This is a genomic window from Nocardia sp. NPDC049707 (genome assembly GCF_040674855.1).
Lineage (GTDB): Bacteria > Actinomycetota > Actinomycetes > Mycobacteriales > Mycobacteriaceae > Nocardia.
Window position 1 is genome coordinate 61,346 of sequence record NZ_JBFANN010000039.1, and the last position, 17,363, is coordinate 78,708.

Sequence of the window (17,363 nt, forward strand, 5' to 3'; positions counted from 1 at the left end):
GCGCATACCGATTCGGTATGCGCCCGTTGTGTTTCAAGCTATTTCTGGAGCAACTTCTCGGTGGCCGCGAGCAATACGCAGGTAGCCAGACCATCCATCGCCTTTTCCAGTTCCGGCAGCTGCGGGAAGCTGGGGGCGATGCGGATGTTCTTGTCCTCCGGGTCATTTCGGTACGGGAAGGCCGAACCGGCCGCGGTGAGCGCGATGCCCGCATCCTTGGCCAGCGCGATCACTCGAGCCGCGGTGCCCTCCAGGACATCGAGGCTGATGAAGTAACCACCCTTCGGCTCGGTCCAGGACGCCACCTTGGACGCCCCGAGCCGATCCTCCAGAATCCTCAGCACCAGTGCGAATTTCGGTTCGAGGATGGCGCGATGCTTCTGCATGTGGGCACGCACACCGTCAGCGTCCTTGAAGAACCGCAGGTGGCGCAGCTGGTTGATCTTGTCCGGGCCGATGCTCTTCTTCGACGCGTGCCCGAGGTACCAGTTCAGGTTCGGCAATGACGCACCGAGGAAGCTCACTCCCGCACCGGCGAAGGTGATCTTCGAGGTGGAGGCGAAAACGATGGGGCGATTCGGATTTCCGGCCGCCGCGGCCATACCGAGTACATCGAGGACGGGTGCGGCGATATCGGTCAGCGGATGCACCGCGTAGGCGTTGTCCCAGAACAGCCGGAAGTCCGGTGCCGCGGTCGGCATCGAAACCAACTCCTGGACAACCTCTTCGGAGAAGATGGCGCCGGTCGGGTTGGCGTAGTTCGGCACCGCCCACAGACCCTTGATCTGCGGATCATCGGCCACCAGTGCGGCGATGGCATGCACATCCGGTCCGTCGTGACCGATCGGAATCGGGATCATCTCGAAGCCGAGTGCCTCGGTGATCGCGAAGTGCCGGTCGTAGCCGGGGCTCGGGCAGAGGAACTTCAGCGTGGGCTCGGCCACCCAGCGGCGCTCGGAATCCGGTGTGCCGTATAGCAATGCGTAGCTGATCACATCGTGCATCAGCTCGAGGCTGGCGTTATTGCCCGCGATCAGGTTCTCGACCGGAATGCCGAGCAGCTCACCGAAGATCGCGCGCAATTCCGGGAGACCGTGCTGCCCACCGTAGTTGCGGCAGTCGGTGCCGGTGCCGTCCTTGAAATCGCCGGGACCGGGCAGTGTGAGCAGTTCCGCGGAGAGGTCGAGTTGTTCCGGTGAAGGTTTACCCCTGGTCAGATCCAGCGTGAGCTTCTCGGTCCTGAGCGTCGCATAGTTCGCGGTCTGGGTCTCGTGTTCGGACACGAGCTCCGGGGGGCTCATCAAACCGATCTGCGTTTGCCGGGGCATCCTGAGCAGCCTTTCGAAGCAGCGAGGGGTGATTGTCGTCCGGGCCGATGTATGGCGGTCGGACCGTGTTCACGTTACCCGGCGGTTGCTCCGAATTGGGAGTGAATATAGGGGACCCCGCGCACCCGGCAGAGCCCGTTGACCCTTGCTGCCTTCCGGCCCTGGGGGAGTTCACAGGATGCGCGCCGCGCGGGATCCATCAGCAAGTGTAGCGGGCAACTCCGACAATGATCACCACCGGGTGGACCGTACCGGGTAGAAACGGGGCCGAACTGGGACTTCGCCGCCGCGACCAGCCCAATTTGGCGCCCGGCCGGGGGCACCCGGTATGCTGCTGCACGGAGGATTCGCCTAGTGGCCTATGGCGCTCGCCTGGAACGCGGGTTGGGTTAACGCCCTCAGGGGTTCAAATCCCCTATCCTCCGCAGAGAACCAGCAGGCCGGAGGCGGTTTTTCAACCGCCTCCGGTCTGCGGTCAACAAGCGGTCAACGCCCCCGTCCCCGTAGCCGAGCCATCCGACCAGATCCGTAAGGTCGCCACCGTCATGGCGACGGCGCTCGGCAGCAACTGAATGAGTGATTTCAACTCGATGAGTGAACCAACATCGAACCCGAAGGATCACTCAGTGGTCGACAACATCGAATCCATTTCGGAATCGTTCGATACCTAATAGAGAACTACTCGAACGTCCGCCAAGGATCGCGTTGACCACGTCACGCCCGGGTCTAACGTTCGGATCGTCAGCAGCGTCGAAACAGCCTGAACTGCAACGAAACTGGCTGACCGCCGAGTTCACCTGCGGAGAAGGACGGGCTCGAATCCCCTATCCTCCGTAGAGAACCCGCAGGTCGGGGCTATTCAGCCCGGGTTTGCGGTCGACAGATCGCGGCATCCACGGGCCTCGAGGAGATGATCCATGAACAACCCAGCCTTGCACCAGACCGCCCAGCGAGCCGACCCTGCAAGCGCGGCCTAGCTGATCGTGCCGGAGACCCGAATTGCGGCGGCCGGGCACACTTGCTCCGCTTCGCGGACAGCCCCGAGGTGCAGCGGCGACGAGTCGAGCACCAGCGATTTCCCGTCATCGTCCTGATCGAATACTTCCGGCGCGATGAGCACGCACATGCCCGCGCCGATGCACAACTGCCGATCCACGATGATGTCCATCAGGTCCCCCTCACCAAACGACCGGAAGCCGGTGGACGCCGTAAACATCTGCACCGTGGCGCAGCGGCACCTCGTCCGCGGGCACCGCGAGGCGCAGTGTCGGGAACCGAGTCACCAACGCAGGCAGGGCCACACGCATCTCGACGCGGGCGAGTTGCTGCCCCAAGCATTGATGCGGGCCGTGCCCGAAACCCAGATGCCCGACCGCATTGCGGCGAATATCCAGGGTATCCGGATCGTCGAACCTGGTCGGGTCTCGATCGGCGGCCTGCAGCGACAACGCGACCGTCTCGCCCGCCTTGATCGTCTGCCCCGCGAGCTCGATATCCGCCAGTGCCGCACGGGCGCCGGTGTGCACGATGGTCAGGTAGCGCATCAGTTCCTCGACTGCCTGGTCGGCCAGGTCCGGTTCGTCGCGTAACGCGGCGAGCTGGTCCGGGTGGGTGAACAACGCGAAGGTGCCGAGACCCAGCATGTTCGCTGTGGTGTCCAGGCCAGCACCGAGCAGGAAGCCGCCGACACCGGCCAGTTCGGCCTCGGTGAGGTCGGTGGTGGTCAGGTCGCTGAGCAGATCGTCGGTCGGCGCTGCGCGCTTGGCAACCACCAGCTTGCGCACGTAGTCCTCGATGGCGGCGAACGCCTCCAACTTGTCCTGCTGGGAGTAGTCGGCGCTGTTGGCGACCATCGCGTGCCGCTGGAAGTCCTCGCGCTCACTGAAGGGCACACCGAGCAGTTCGCAGATCACTTGGGCCGGGACCGGATGCGCGAACGCCTCGAACAGGTCGACCGGCCCGCCCGCGCCCGCCATTTCGTCGAGGTGCTTGGCAGTGATCTCCTCGATCCGTTCGGTGAGCTGCCGCATCCGGCGCACGGTGAACTTGCCGGCGAGTAGCTTGCGGTAACGCGTGTGCTCGGGCGCGTCGACGCCGGTGGGGTCGCCGAGCGGCGCCGCCGACAGCGGACCGATGTCGGCCAGCGCGTAGTGCATCAGCTCGTAGCGGGAGCTGAACCGCGGATCGGCGAGCACGGCACGAACCACAGCGTGCCCGGTGGCCAGCCAGCCCCGATGGCCGTCGGGGAAGACCATCCGTGTCAGCGGGCGCTCGTCGCGCAGCGCGGCCAGTGCGGTGGGCGGATCGAAAGGGCATTTGAGAGGTCGGGCGGCCAACAGGGCGGTCAGCGGGTTATCAGGCATCGCGGTCTCTCCTTGGTGTTCATCCATGATGAGCAGAACGCTACATTGCGTTCACTGTTACCTCAATGTATTCAGGCCCGATAAAGCACATATCTCCAGCTAAATTCGCATTCAAAGTTGCAATGACAATGCGGCTGATTGCATCTTGTTTCCACTCTGCGTTGCAATGAGATGCGGGCGAACGCATACTGGCCGCGTATCGGATAAGCGAAGGAGAAGGCGCATGCCGGGAGGCAGGCTCACCGAGCAGGACCGTAAGGACATCGCAGGCGGACTGAGCCAGGGACTCGGATACGCCGAGATCGCCCGGACCCTGAACCGGCCGACCTCCACCGTCAGTCGCGAGGTGAAACGTAACGGAGGACCCGGCCGATATCGGCCCGATCTCGCCCACCGTGCCACCGTGCACAGGGCCCGCAGACGCAGACCATCCCGCCCAGGCACGGCCACCGGTCCGGCAGACGCAACGTCGCACGCGATCGTCGGAAGGTTGGCCACGCTGTTCGCCGAGACCGGTATGCCACGCACCGCCGCGAGCGTTCTGGCATGCCTGTACACCACTGACAGCGGCAGCCTGGTTGCCACTGAACTGGCCGCGCTGCTACGCGTCAGCCCGGCAACGATCTCGGACGCCGTCCGTTACCTCGAAGCTCAGGAACTCATCGCCCGCGAACGCGATAGCCCGCGCCGCCGCGACCGGTACATCATCGACGAAGATGTGTGGGTTCGCGCGACGTTGGCCAGCGCCCGGCAGAATCTCGCGCTTGCCGAGGAGGCGCGCAACGGTGCCGCAGCGCTCGGAGTCTCCACCGCGGCCGGGAATCGACTTACCGAGATGAGTCAATTCCTCGTCCACGTCGGCCTCGATATGGTGCGCTCGACCGAGCGCTGGCGAGAACTGCGCAACCAGGCCGACGAACCACCGCAATGCCAGGATCTCTCTTCTCACCGAACTACGTAGCGTGGTGCGAGTCCGACTATCCGGACTACTCGTCCACAGCCGTCGCCCACCCAGCGGGTCTGGCGTCCCGGTGACAAGGCGGAGCATGGAGATCCGGTCCGGAACGCACTCAGTGCAGACCGTCTCGCGATCAGGAACAGCTTATGGCGAACACCAGGTCTCCGGACGACTCGCCCAGCCTCCGAGCGACGAATCACTCAGGACCGGCATTGACCGCGTCAACACCTGGGCCTAACGTTTGCATCGCAAACGCGCGGAAACAGCCTGAACTGCAACGAAACTGGTTGATCGCAGAGTTCACCTGCGGAAACGGATGGGTCCGAATCCCCCATCCTTCATCCTGGCAAATTGGTCTTTACTGGCTGGTCAGAGGCGTTTTCAAAATACGTTGTCGGCGTTGGCAAATGTTCAACGTACTCATACTGTTGTCGTCCAGGTGATGTCGATCCGCACGTGGCGTCTAGATTCGTGGCATGGGGACTCGCGAAGATCTGCTGGCTGCCGCGAAGCACTGCCTGGCCGAGCAGGGCTACGCCCGGACGACGGTACGGGACATCGTCGCCGCGTCGGGTGCGAATCTCCCGGCGGTCAATTATCACTTCCGGTCCAAGGACGCACTGCTCGATCAGGCGATGATCGAGGCGACCGGGGAAGCCGTTCAGGAGATTCTTCGAACGCTTCCGGTGGACGCCGAGGGTGATCCCGCCGACCGGCTCGCTGCGTTCTGGACCGGGCTGTTCGAGTCCTTTGGCGCTAAACCGGAGCTGTGGGCGGCCAATCTGGACGTCATCGCGCAGGTGCGGCACCTACCACCGGTGCGGGCGAGTGTGGCGGACGGTTTGGCTCGTGCTCGGGCGGAGCTGTCGGAGACGTTCGGCCATGCGGATAGTGAGGATTCCGGGAAGGTGCTGCTCGGGCTGCTGATCGGCGTGTTGGTGCTGTGGAGTATCGATCCGGATCAGGCGCCGAGCGGCAGCGATATCGCACGGGGCTTGCGAGCCGTCGCCGCGGACATGGGGCCCGGCGCCTGAGCACGCTCGGGCGCCAGGCCTGGATCAGTGCCGCGACGAACCGGTCGATTCGGATTCCCGGCGTGCGATGCCCCGCAACAGAATCGGCACCAGCACCGCCATGACGCACAGCGCGGCAGCGGCCGTGAGCATGGCGTAGTTCTGGCCGTGGGTGAACGCAACCCGTGCCACGTCGGCCAGCGCCGATCCCGCGGGCCCTGGTGTCGTGCGCGCCGCTTCGAGGGCGCCGCCCAGGGTTTCGCGGGCGGTGGTGACGGCCTGCTCGGTGACGCCCGCGGGTGCGTTCGCGATCAGGTCGGCACGATAAACCGCGGTCCCGATGCTGCCTAGTAGCGAAATGCCCAGTGCACCACCGAATTCCGTGGCAACCTGGGACAGCCCCGCCACCGACCCGGCCCGCTCGGGTGGGGCGGTGGCGAGGATGAGGTCGGAGGAAACGGTGAGCACCAGGGTGATCCCGCCTGCCATCAACATGATGCCGAGCACCAGCGGTATGGCGTCACCATGCACGTCGAGCTGCGCCAAGACCGCGAAACCGCTTGCACCGATGAGCATTCCGGCGCAGACGACGAATCCGGGCCGGAGTTTGCGAACCAGAATCGGAGCCAATCCGGCGCTCAGCATCGCCATGCCGGCCGAGGGCAGGGCGTACAGGCCCGCGACCAAAGGCCTTGCACCCATGACCATTTGCAGATATTGAGTGGTGAAAAGGCTGGAACCGACCATCGCGAAGACACCGAGCGTGTTCGAGCCGATCGCGGCAGAGAAGGCACCGCTGCGGAACAAACCGACATCGAGCATTGGATCCGGCACCACGCGTTGACGGCGGACGAACGCGACACCGAGGCCCAGCCCTACCGCGATGGCCAGCGTGGGTAGCCATGACAGGCCGTCCTGGGCGATGTGTTGCACGCCGTAGATGGTGGGGAGAATCGCGGCCAGCGACAGCGCCACGCTAGGCCAGTCGAATCGGCCCGGCCGCGGGTCGCGCGACTCGGGCAACAGCAGCGGCGCCAGCACCAACAGGACGGCCATCACCGGCAGATTCGCCAAAAACACAGCACCCCACCAGAATTGCTCCAGTAGAGCGCCGCCCATCAACGGCCCGAGCATGGCGCCGCCGGCGAACGCCCCGGTCCAGACGGCGATCGCGGTGCGGCGCTGCCGGTCGTCATGGAACATGTTGCGGATGAGCGACAAGGTGGACGGCATCAGAGTGGCCCCGCCGATCCCCAACAACGCTCGAGTCGCGATGAGTACGCCTGCGTCGGTGGCGAAGGCAGCCACCGCAGAGGCGGCGCCGAACGCGGCAGCACCGATCAGCAACAGTCGCCTACGCCCGATGCGGTCACCGAGCACACCCATCGGCAGCAGCAGCCCGGCCAGCATGAACGGGTAGATATCGATGATCCACAGCAGCTGGGAGGCGCTCGGAGACAGGCTGGCACTGATGAACGGCAGCGCATACGACAGCACATGCAGGTCCACGGAGATGAGCAGGACCGGCAGCACCAGCACCGCTAGTCCGATCCATTGCCCACGGCCCGCCCGCCGGGTGGCAACAGTCCGGGTCATGGCTGATCTCCCTTCCTGATGGGAGCACCGACACGGTGCAGGTGGGTGAGGGCCTCGATGTGTGAGGCAATGAAACCTGTTTCGTGATAAGGCAATCCGAGTTCGGCGCAGTGGGCGCGCACGATCGGACGGGCACGGCGCAGGTTCGGGGTGGACATGGCGGGGAACAGATGATGCTCGATCTGATAGTTGAGCCCGCCCATGGCGATATCGACGAACCAGCTGCCGCGTACGTTCCGGGTGGTGAGGACCTGCTTACGCAGGAAGTCGAGCCGGGTGTCCGCGGTCAGGGTCGGCATTCCCTTGTGTCCCGGGGCGAATACGCAACCCATGTACACGCCGAACAGTCCCTGGTGTATCGCGAAGAAGAGCAGCGCCTTGTCGGCCGGAAGCACCCACGCCAGCGCCGCGGCGTAGCCGACGAAATGCGTGAACAGCAGAATTCCTTCCAGCAGGCGGTGTTTCATCCAGGGCTGGCGCAATGCGCGGACGCCACTGACATGCAGGTTCACGCCCTCCAATAGCAGTAGCGGATAGAACAGCACCGCCTGGCGGCGACCGATGAAGCGGGCCAGCCCACGACTTTTGCGGGCCTGATCGTGCGACCAGACAAGAACGTCCGGCGCCACATCGGGGTCGAGGTCCTCGTTGTTGGGGTTGGCGTGATGACGGGTGTGCTTGTTCATCCACCAGCCGTAGCCGACGCCGATCGCCAGGTTGCCGACACAACGTCCGAAGGCATCACCGACGCGGTGGCTACCGGAGATCTGCCGGTGCGCCAAATCGTGTGCCACCAGGGCGATCTGGGTGAAGGTGATCGCGAAGAAGGCGGCCAGCAGGAGCTGCCACCACGAATCGCCCAGCGCAAAGAAAGCCGCCCAACCCGAAATGAACAGGGCGAACACGATTCCCAGCCGGGCGGTGTAGTAGAGCGGGCGCCGGTCGAGCAGTCCGGCTCTGCGGACGTCGGCGAGTAATCGACCGAAGTCGCTTACCGAGGGTGATCGGAGAGGGGGTGAGGACGAGGCCACTGCTTGAGTCACGCCTCGAAGCTAACACATGTTTGATACATTTGTGCGATACGTTTGTTAGTAACAGTGGTTTTGCACGCACGTTCAAGCTTGAGATAGTGTCCGCGCATGGGACAGCGAGACAAGCTGATCGATGGCGCCAAGCGCTGCCTGCAGGAACTCGGCTATGCGCACACGACAGTGCGTGACATCACCAAGGTCTCCGGCGCGAATCTGGCCTCGATCGGGTACCACTTCGGCTCTAAAGACGCGCTGTTGTTCGAGGCAATGCTCGAGGCGACCACCGAGTGGGCCGACAAGCTCAAACATGTGCTGGCCAGCGATGCCGCGCATGCCGATCCGACGCAAAGCCGATTCGAATCGTTGTGGCGCAGCGTGATTCACACGTTGGATCTCGATCGCCCGGTATTCGTGACGAGCCTCGAGGTGTCCACCCAAGCCGAACGCCACCCGCTGCTCCGTCGAGAACTGGCCGGAGCACAGGAAAGGGCCCGTCTCGAACTGGGCAACTGGCTCATCACCCCGCTAGATCCGCTCCCGGAGCAGACCCGGCGCGCGGTCGGCTCATTCCATCTCACGGTCCTGACCGGTTTGGTGGTGCAACGCCTCATCGACCCTGACCGGGCCCCGACCCCCACGGAGCTGTCACAGGCGCTACGCCTCATCGCCGATTACGACCAGCGCCCGAATGGTCGAATCCGCGGCTGATCACATCCACCACCGATGGGGCGCGGGCCAACAACGCCTGCCGGTTCCGAACACGCCGATGTCGCGCGAACATGAGTAGAGGTGTTGCATCGGGCTGCGCCGAATCACCCAGCCGAGATTCAGGAAGCTATCGCAGTTCTCCGGTGGCGCAGTCGAATACCTCGTTCAACGCATCGCGCAGCAGGTTCGCATAGGTATCGATGTCCGGTAGGGCGTCGGCGTCGGCGTGGATCGAGACGGTGACGGTGTCGCCGAGGCCGTGAACGCCGTGGGTCAGGTGCATGACCGAGCCGATCGCGGGGAAGCCGCCGGTGAAGCGGACGGGTGCGCCGCCGAAGGTCAGGTCGGCGGGGCCGCGGTACACACTGGAGACCACGGTGTGTCCGGCGATCGAGTCGGGGACGGTGTCGAGGGGGTAACGCTCGATATCACGGCGCAGCAGTGGGGCGGGAGTGACGGCGGTGACGCGGTCCTGCGCGGTGAGCAGCGGGTGGCGCGCGCGGGTACGGCGGTCTGCAAGCGCGGCGGCGATCTTGTTCACGCGGACCGGTAGATCCGGTTCGTCGATGAACAGGTCGATGCCGAGGCTGCGGTAGTTATTGCGAGCCGCTATCCGATTGTCGGACAACGCCATCGGCACCTGCGCACCAAGACGGTCCATTCGCGCATCACGCGCCGTGAGGTAGCGATCCAGCGCGATCGACACGGCTGTCAGCGCAACCACGGTCACGGTGTGGCCCGGGATCCGCATCCGTTCGGCATCGCAAACGATCATCCGCACCTGATGAGCAGGCCGAGCTGTCGAATCGGTCCGGTTCACCAGACTCGGCGTGAACCCGGGCCCCGGCCCCGGAATCCTTCCCGCCCTAGTCGATTCGGCCAACTCCTGCTGCGCCCGGAATGCCTCGTATCCGCGAATCACCGTGCGCGCGAACTGAATCGGCATTCGAAGCAGCGCCAGCCCCGAATGCACGTGTATGGGATCCACCGGCGCCGCTTCGACCACTGCCGCACCGAGGCGTCGACCGATGCTGGCAACTTGCCCACCCAGCGCCCGAGCAACCGAATCCTGCAACGCAGCAACCCGCGCAGGACCAAAGGCAGCACCGGCAATCGGCGCAGTTCCGGCGACTTGCCTGGACATAGCGAACTCCTCGGCCAGAGCAACTGAATCCCGCAACGCAACAACCGGGGCGGCATCGACAATCGACGCGGCGCTGCCGACCGGCGCAGCCCCGTCGACCCCCTCGGACGTCACGAACTGCTCATCCAGCGCAGTCGATCCGTCCTGCGCAACCGCCCTCTCGGCCGCAACCGGTCCCTCCCGCACAGCCACCCCGCCCCGCGCAATCAACTCGCCCGACGCGACCGCCGCACCCTCACCGACCTCGGTAAACAGTGCCCTGGCAATCTCCGCACCCCGCCGCCCATCCGCCAACGCGTGCGACATCTGCAGCACAACCACCGTCGCGGGTCCCGCACCCCCGGGAGCACCGTCGACCCCGCGGAACACATGCAATCGCCACGGACGCACCGCGGCATCCACTCCGGTGCCGAGTAGTTTGCCGAGCACCGTACACACACCCGGCCAATTCGGTTCCGGAAGGAAATGTTCCACAAATTGCTCGGCACGGAATTCGCATCGAACCCATGCCGGATAGTCCAGATCGGCGGGCAGCGCGCGCAGCCGCACCGACAGATCGGCAATGTCGGCACTGCGCCGCGCGACGAACTCGCGCAGTTCCGCACCGGAACGCCCGGAATCGTTGAAGCAATACAGCATGAAGAGGTCATTTCGGGTACGGCTGGAGAGCCAGTACATCGTCGCGTCCTGGGCGGCCACCGTACTCACGGCTCGACGATATGGCACCGGTTACCGGCGGGAGCGGGCAGCATCGAAAAAAGTGAATGATCTTGTTCCACATTGCGATCCGGAAAGCTATCGATTCCTGGCCGATCCCCTGCTACCGTCTGTAGTAGAACATGTACCACCTCTCACCCAAAGCGAGGTGTCGGCCATGGCTATTGACATAGGTCGTGGGGCAGCCGAACAGGCCAACTCCTTCGACGAGCGATATCGGGCCGCGGCATTCGTCAAGCGGTCGATCAACAAGGTTTTTCCGACCCACTGGTCGTTCCTACTCGGCGAGATCGCGCTCTACACCTTCATCATCCTGGTGCTGTCCGGTATCTATCTGACGCTGTATTTCGACCCATCGATGGCCGAAGTCACCTACAACGGCGCCTACCAACCACTGCGCGGCTTGACCATGACTCGCGCCTACGAGACGGCGCTGAACATCTCCTTCGAGGTCCGCGGCGGTCTATTCGTGCGCCAGGTCCACCATTGGGCCGCACTACTTTTCGCGGCCTCGATCATCGTGCACCTGTTCCGGATCTTCTTCACCGGCGCGTTCCGCAAGCCGCGCGAGGCGAACTGGGTGCTCGGCTCACTGCTGCTGATCCTGGCCATATTCGAGGGATACTTCGGCTACTCGCTACCCGACGACCTACTCTCGGGCACCGGCCTGCGGGCGGCGTTCTCGTCCATCACACTGGGCATTCCGATCATCGGTACCTGGATGCACTGGTTGATGTTCGGCGGCGACTATCCGGGCGAGATCATCCTTCCGCGCCTGTTCATCACGCATGTGCTGCTGTTCCCCGGCATCATGCTCGCGCTGATCGCCGCGCATATCGCGTTGGTCTGGTACCAGAAGCACACCCAATTCCCAGGTCCGGGCCGCACCGAACGCAATGTGATCGGCACTCGCATCGTGCCGGTGTTCTCGCTGGATCAGGGCGCGTTCTTCGCGTTCACACTCGCTGTCGTCGCGCTAATGGGCGGCCTGCTGCAGATCAACCCGATCTGGGCATTCGGCCCCTACAACCCGGCCAAGGTATCGGCGGGCACCCAGCCGGACTTCTACATGATGTGGACCGACGGCTTGATGCGCCTGATCCCGCCCTGGGAGCTGTATCCGGGCCCCCATACCGTGCCCGGATCGTTCTGGGGTGCGCTGACCATGGGCCTGGTCTTCACCGTGCTGATCGCCTATCCGTGGATCGAACGGCGCCTGACCAAGGACACCGCGCACCACAATCTGCTGCAGCGCCCGCGTGACGTGCCGGTCCGCACCGCGATCGGCGCGATGGCGATCACCTTCTACGTGATATTGACGCTGTCCTGCGTGAACGACATCATCGCCTACAAATTCGACATCTCGCTGAATGCGACCACGTGGGTCGGCCGGATCGGCATTCTGACCCTGCCGGCGGTGGCTTACTACGCCGCTTACCGCATCTGCCTCGGCTTGCAGCGCAGCGACCGCGCGGTGCTCGAGCACGGCATCGAAACCGGCATCATCAGGCGGTTGCCGGACGGCGAGTACATCGAGATCCACCAGCCGCTCGGTCCGGTCGACGAGCACGGTCACCCGATTCCACTGACCTACCAGGGCGCGGCGGTGCCGAAGAAGATGAACAAGCTGGGTTCGGCGGGCAAGCCGGGCACCGGCGGATTCTTCCGCCCCGATCCATGGCAGGAGTCCCGCGCCAATCTGGCGGCCGAGCACGAGGAAGAGCGCAAACAGCTCGCCGTACTGCGCGCAGTTCAGGAGCAGACCGACGGCCAGCAGCATTGAGAAAGGGCCGCTGACACCTGCGAAGGCCCCGAGTCCGTGCCGACCCGGGGCCCGTGCTGTTGGTTCGGACGTACCTGTTGTTCAGGCGCGTCCGAACTCCCCCCGTGACATTCCGTTTAGGAATGCATCCCATTCGCCTGGCGAGAACGCCAACAACGGACCTATGCCGTTGTCTTTGGTGTCGCGGACCGCCATATTGCCGTCGACGAGAAAAGCGACTTCCACGCAGTTCCCATCGGGGCCGCTGTATGTGCTCTTACGCCACACAGCGCCCGCCAAGTCAACTTCCACGGCACTAGCTCCTTTGCTGCGTCGAGAACGAGATTTTCTTCTGACATCGTTCTAACTAGCACCGGCATCCGGCGCGGAACGCCGAATCCCGCGGTGCGCCTTGCCAAAGCACGCGACTTTCACGGTGCGTCGTGATCGCACTGCACTACGAGGTGAATTCACCTCACGGGGTCGCCCCCGCGCGCTAAACACTAGCAGGTTCATCCATAATTTGCCGATCTCTTGCCCGTTCAGTCATCGCATTTGCCAATCTTGCGAAGATTGAAAGTTGCGGAAGCATTGCCGGCAGATGACATTCATTCCTATGTTTGCTGGGCAGCAAACATTTGCCGATGTGATTGCTCCGTGATCCGTTAATTTATCAAGCTCGACCGAACTCGGGTGGACGCCTTCGACTCCGTCCGTGGATGATGGCAGCATGGTCGAACGCCCGCGCGACGAGGCAGGTCGCGCACGTAATCCCCGCCCACGCGACCGGTTCGGGCGGCCGTTGCCGGTCGGCAGCGTCGGTGTGCCGCGAATTCCGGATGACCTGAACCTGCCGCCCCAGCAAACTCTTTCCTACGCCCAGCAACTGCTCGATGACGGCCTGGCATTCAACGCACACGAGGTATTGGAGGCCGCGTGGAAGAACGGACCGTTCGCCGAAAGGATGCTGTGGCAGGGTCTCGCGCAATATGCGGTCGGACTGACCCACATCCAGCGCGCGAATCCGAAGGGCGCGCGCACCCTGCTCACCCGTGCGGTGACCCGGCTGCGCGCCTATGCGGCCCAGCCGGACACCGACCAATCGAACCGAAACAGCGATATGCCATACGGAATCGACCGCCCGGGTCTGATCGCGCACGCCGAGGCACTGCTGGCCGCCCTCGACGGCGGGACCGCGATTCCCGAAGACCGACTCAAGCCGCGGCTGCTGATCCGGTGAGCCGTGCCGGAGCCCCCTAGCATGGCAAATGTGCCAGTAACCAGAACTCCAGCAGGCAGGTACGCCCCGAGCCCGTCCGGCGATCTGCACCTCGGCAATCTGCGCACCGCGGTGCTGGCCTGGTTGTTCGCGCGGTCGACCGGACGCCGATTCGTGCTCCGTATCGACGATCTGGATCGCGTCCGGCCCGGCGCCGAACAGCGCCAACTGGCGGACCTCGCCGCGATCGGGCTGGACTGGGACGGTCCGGTTGTTCGGCAGAGCGACCGGCTGCCCCACTACCAAGCGGCGATCGATCGGCTCACCGCCGCCGGACGCACCTACGAATGTTATTGCACCCGAAGGGAAATCCAGCAGGCCGCGACCGCACCGCACGGACCGCTCGGCCACTATCCGGGCACCTGCCGTGACCTGACCGAGGCCGAGCGGGCCGCACATCGCATCGACGGACGTCCGGCCGCGCTGCGATTGCGTGCGCAGGTGCGCGAATTCGAGATCACCGATGAATTGCACGGGCGCTACCGCGGCCCCGTCGACGATGTCGTGCTGCGCCGCGGTGACGGAATTCCGGCGTACAACCTGGCCGTCGTCGTCGACGATGCGGAGCAGGGCATCGATCAGGTGGTCCGTGGCGACGATCTGCTGCCGTCGACGCCGCGCCAGGCATATCTCGCGACGCTGCTGAACCTTCCGGTCCCGCACTACGCACATGTGCAGCTGGTGCTCAATGCCGAGGGCAAGCGGCTGGCCAAACGCGACGGCGCGGTGACACTCGCCGATCAGCTCGCCCTCGGCAACCCACCCGACCGCGTCGCGGCCGCACTGGCCTGTTCACTGGGCTATCCCCCGGTTTCGCCTGCCCAGCTACTCGACCGATTCGACCCGGCGGATCTGACCGGAGAGCCGTGGATACTCGATGAGAATGGGTTGTTGCAACCCGCGCGATGTCCGTAACGTACGCAATCGACCGATCTACTGATCACTGACGAGGACAGATATATGACAAGCGGTGGGTACGACCCCAACCAATATCCGCAAGGCGGGCAGCAATACCCCGGCGGACAGCAATACCCGGATGCACAGCAGTACTCGCAGGGTGGACAGCAGTACCCGCAGGGACAGCAGCCTCAGTACGGACAGCAGCCTCAGTACGGGCAGCAGCCTCAGTACGGACAGCAGCCTCAGTACGGACAGCAGCCCCAGTACGGACAGCAGCCACCGCAATACGGCCAGCAGCCCCAGTACGGACAGCAACCATATGATCAGCCCCAATACGGGCAGCCGCCGCAGGATCCCTACGGCCAGCAGCAGCCCTACCCCCAGCAGCCCTATGGCGAGCAGCCGGGATATGGAAACGGCGGACAGCCCGGAGATATCGGAACCCGCATCGGCGCCCGCGTCATCGATCACCTGATCATCAGCATCCCGGTCTACATCATTATCTTCTTCATCCTGGGCTCCGGATTCGGCGGGCAGATCGTGACCGGTCTGGTTGGCGCGATCGCGGCGCTCGGGTACTTCGTCGGCATGGAGACCTCGCAGGGCACCACCCTCGGCAAGAAGATCCTGGGCCTCAAGGTCGTCGCCCCCGGCGGTGCGGCGAAGATCACCCCGGAGGTTTCGCTGAAGCGCAACCTCTATGTCGCCCTCAGCATCATTCCGTGCATCGGTGGCCTGGCCGAGCTCGGCCTGGTCATCTATATGATCATCACCACCTCGCAGGACCCGAACAAGCAGGGCTGGCACGACAAGTTCGCCGGCGGCACCCAGGTCGTCAAGGCCTGATCAGGTCGCAGACCCTAGGTACGCATCAGGGGCGCTCCCGAAAACGGGAGCGCCCCTGATGTTTTCGAGTCTTACCTCGTCGACAGTGCGATATTGAGAATCAGATAGACGATGGCGAGCACGATGCCGCCCGCACCCACCCAGATACCGGCCAGCGCCATGCCGCGGCGCTCCTGTCCGCGCTCCTTGATCTGATTCAGCGCGATGACACCGAGCACGATCCCGACGATCGAACCGATGCAGGTGCACAGCCCGACCACTGAGGCGACCAGTGAACCGATCGCGAGTCCATTGGTACCCTGCGCCTGCTGCTGATACCCGTACGGCTGATACGCATTTGGATAGGCCGGGTTCTGCGGGTACGGCTGCTGCGGGTAGCTCGGGTACTGCGGCTGCGGTGGCGGCGTCGCGGCCGGCGGCTGCGGCTGCGGCTGCGGCTGCGGCTGCGGGTATTGCGGCTGCGGTGGCGGCGTCGCGGCCGGCGGCTGCGGGTACTGCGGTGCGGATGGATACTGCGGTGCCGAGGGGTGCTGCGGGACCGACCCCTGGGCGCCAGCGTCCGGCGACACGCCTTCGCCGCTGTACTGTTTCCACCATTCGTCGGAATCGCCGGGATTCGTCATTGCTACAGCCTATTCCACAACCTGGTTGGATGAAGCGCGTGAGTGAGTCCAAAACAATCGAAGAACACCCAGATTCTGGGGGCCCCGCGGTGGCCCACGCGGCATTCGCCGTCGCCGCGCGGGGCTACTACACCCCCGTCGTCGCACTGTTCACCGCGACGCTGATCATCTCGAATATCTGCGCAACCAAAGGCGTCCAATTCTTCACCGATCATTCGGTGCAGGTCGGCCCCATCGAGATCCTGCCGATCTCCACCGATGGTGCGTGGTTCCTGTTCCCCCTGGCCTACATCATCGGCGACGTCCTCAGCGAGGTCTACGGCTTCAAGGCCGCCCGCCGGGCCATCTACTACGGCTTCGCCATTCTGCTGCTCACGGTCGTCTGCTTCAAGATCGCCATCGAACTGCCCGCCGCGACCTTCTACGACAATCAGGAAGCCTTCCGGTCCGTCATCGGCACCACGCCACAACTGGTCACCGCGGGCCTGGCCGGCTACTTCATCGGCGAGATGCTCAATTCGGCCTCGCTGGTGCTGATCAAGGAGAAGACCAAGGAAAAGCACCTGTGGGCCCGGCTGATCGGCTCCACGATCGTCGGCGAATTCGGTGACACGCTGATCTTCTGCTCGATCGCGGCCACCGCCATAGGCATCGACAGCTGGGGACAGTTCATCAACTACGTGATCGTCGGATTCATCTGGAAGACCCTCGCCGAGATCATCGTGCTGCCGATCACCTACCGAGTGATCGCCTTCCTGAAGAAGCATGAGCCGAGCTACGCGCCACGCGAAACCACCGCGATCCTGAGCTGAAAATTGTGACGCCGCAGACCCGCTCGGCACGTAACCGCGACCGAGCGAGTCTTACGGGCGAGGAGTTCGCGCCCCGTCTCACATCCGAGCCGTCGAAGCACATGCACCACACGCCGAGTCTCGACGCGCACGCACCAGGTGCCGAACGACCCGCCCTAACCGACCACCACCGAGCGAGTCTTACAAGCGAGGAGTTCGCGCCCCGTCTCACATCCGAGCCGTCGAAGCACATGCACCACACGCCGAGTCTCGACGCGCACGCACCAGGTGCCGAACGACCCGC

Annotated in this window: 16 protein-coding genes, 1 tRNA gene and 1 other RNA gene; 9 read left to right on the forward strand and 9 right to left on the reverse strand. The window is 64.2% G+C overall.

Translation table 11 applies throughout. The features are described 5' to 3' along the window. Window positions 1–38: 38 nt before the first annotated feature. Both AB0J29_RS28090 and ffs read right to left on the reverse strand, forming a co-directional pair. The gene (locus AB0J29_RS28090) at window positions 39–1,328 is read right to left on the reverse strand and encodes an aminotransferase class I/II-fold pyridoxal phosphate-dependent enzyme (protein WP_364792630.1); all 1,290 of its coding nucleotides are present in this window, start codon (window positions 1,326–1,328) and stop codon (window positions 39–41) included. 106 nt (window positions 1,329–1,434) lie between these two features. Continuing rightward, window positions 1,435–1,529, reverse strand: an RNA gene (gene ffs, locus AB0J29_RS28095) — signal recognition particle sRNA small type. A 139-nt stretch (window positions 1,530–1,668) separates the two neighbouring features. Here ffs and AB0J29_RS28100 point away from each other — a divergent pair. Then, window positions 1,669–1,753 (forward strand) — tRNA-Ser (locus tag AB0J29_RS28100). 548 nt (window positions 1,754–2,301) lie between these two features. On the opposite strand, the gene AB0J29_RS28105 is transcribed toward AB0J29_RS28100, so the two are convergent. Then, the gene (locus AB0J29_RS28105; RefSeq protein WP_364792633.1) at window positions 2,302–2,496 is read right to left on the reverse strand and encodes a ferredoxin; all 195 of its coding nucleotides are present in this window, start codon (window positions 2,494–2,496) and stop codon (window positions 2,302–2,304) included. Between the two features lie 10 nt (window positions 2,497–2,506). Further along, entirely contained in the window at window positions 2,507–3,691 is a 1,185-nt protein-coding gene (locus tag AB0J29_RS28110; RefSeq protein WP_364792636.1) for a cytochrome P450, read from the reverse strand. A 223-nt stretch (window positions 3,692–3,914) separates the two neighbouring features. Here AB0J29_RS28110 and AB0J29_RS28115 point away from each other — a divergent pair, with 223 nt between their 5' ends. Then, window positions 3,915–4,652, forward strand: a complete 738-nt coding sequence (locus AB0J29_RS28115; protein ID WP_364792639.1) for a helix-turn-helix domain-containing protein — start codon at window positions 3,915–3,917, stop codon at window positions 4,650–4,652. 473 nt (window positions 4,653–5,125) lie between these two features. Further along, window positions 5,126–5,683, forward strand: coding sequence for a helix-turn-helix domain-containing protein (locus AB0J29_RS28120; RefSeq protein ID WP_364792642.1), 558 nt, complete (start codon window positions 5,126–5,128; stop codon window positions 5,681–5,683). Between the two features lie 24 nt (window positions 5,684–5,707). Here AB0J29_RS28120 and AB0J29_RS28125 read toward each other — a convergent pair whose 3' ends face one another. After that, window positions 5,708–7,258, reverse strand: a complete 1,551-nt coding sequence (locus tag AB0J29_RS28125) for an MFS transporter (RefSeq protein WP_364792645.1) — start codon at window positions 7,256–7,258, stop codon at window positions 5,708–5,710. Continuing rightward, window positions 7,255–8,301 (reverse strand): acyl-CoA desaturase, encoded by a 1,047-nt coding sequence (locus AB0J29_RS28130; RefSeq protein ID WP_364792648.1) that lies wholly within the window; start codon window positions 8,299–8,301, stop codon window positions 7,255–7,257. Before AB0J29_RS28130 ends, AB0J29_RS28125 begins: the two co-directional genes overlap by 4 nt. Window positions 8,302–8,397: 96 nt before the next feature. Here AB0J29_RS28130 and AB0J29_RS28135 point away from each other — a divergent pair, with 96 nt between their 5' ends. Beyond that, complete coding sequence (locus AB0J29_RS28135) at window positions 8,398–8,997, forward strand: TetR/AcrR family transcriptional regulator (protein WP_364792651.1); 600 nt, start codon at window positions 8,398–8,400, stop codon at window positions 8,995–8,997. Window positions 8,998–9,124: 127 nt separating this feature from the next. On the opposite strand, the gene AB0J29_RS28140 is transcribed toward AB0J29_RS28135, so the two are convergent. Next, entirely contained in the window at window positions 9,125–10,849 is a 1,725-nt protein-coding gene (locus AB0J29_RS28140; protein ID WP_364792654.1) for a WS/DGAT domain-containing protein, read from the reverse strand. A 166-nt stretch (window positions 10,850–11,015) separates the two neighbouring features. Here AB0J29_RS28140 and AB0J29_RS28145 point away from each other — a divergent pair, with 166 nt between their 5' ends. Further along, complete coding sequence (locus AB0J29_RS28145; RefSeq protein WP_364792658.1) at window positions 11,016–12,641, forward strand: cytochrome bc complex cytochrome b subunit; 1,626 nt, start codon at window positions 11,016–11,018, stop codon at window positions 12,639–12,641. Window positions 12,642–12,722: 81 nt separating this feature from the next. Here AB0J29_RS28145 and AB0J29_RS28150 read toward each other — a convergent pair whose 3' ends face one another. After that, window positions 12,723–12,932: a DUF397 domain-containing protein gene (locus tag AB0J29_RS28150; RefSeq protein WP_364792661.1), complete on the reverse strand. Its 210-nt coding sequence runs from the start codon at window positions 12,930–12,932 to the stop codon at window positions 12,723–12,725. Between the two features lie 418 nt (window positions 12,933–13,350). Between AB0J29_RS28150 and AB0J29_RS28155 the strand changes: the two genes are divergently transcribed. Genes AB0J29_RS28155 through AB0J29_RS28165 form a run of 3 tightly spaced genes read left to right on the forward strand, consistent with a single transcriptional unit; the run spans window position 13,351 to window position 15,645 of the window. Next, complete coding sequence (locus AB0J29_RS28155) at window positions 13,351–13,860, forward strand: DUF309 domain-containing protein (protein WP_364792664.1); 510 nt, start codon at window positions 13,351–13,353, stop codon at window positions 13,858–13,860. A gap of 30 nt (window positions 13,861–13,890) precedes the next feature. Beyond that, entirely contained in the window at window positions 13,891–14,814 is a 924-nt protein-coding gene (gene gluQRS, locus AB0J29_RS28160; RefSeq protein ID WP_364792667.1) for a tRNA glutamyl-Q(34) synthetase GluQRS, read from the forward strand. Between the two features lie 45 nt (window positions 14,815–14,859). After that, window positions 14,860–15,645 (forward strand): RDD family protein, encoded by a 786-nt coding sequence (locus AB0J29_RS28165; RefSeq protein WP_364792670.1) that lies wholly within the window; start codon window positions 14,860–14,862, stop codon window positions 15,643–15,645. A 71-nt stretch (window positions 15,646–15,716) separates the two neighbouring features. On the opposite strand, the gene AB0J29_RS28170 is transcribed toward AB0J29_RS28165, so the two are convergent. After that, on the reverse strand, window positions 15,717–16,268 hold the full coding sequence (locus AB0J29_RS28170) for a DUF4190 domain-containing protein (protein ID WP_364792673.1): 552 nt from the start codon (window positions 16,266–16,268) through the stop codon (window positions 15,717–15,719). Window positions 16,269–16,297: 29 nt separating this feature from the next. Between AB0J29_RS28170 and AB0J29_RS28175 the strand changes: the two genes are divergently transcribed. Next, window positions 16,298–17,080: a queuosine precursor transporter gene (locus tag AB0J29_RS28175; RefSeq protein WP_364792676.1), complete on the forward strand. Its 783-nt coding sequence runs from the start codon at window positions 16,298–16,300 to the stop codon at window positions 17,078–17,080. Window positions 17,081–17,363: the final 283 nt, after the last annotated feature.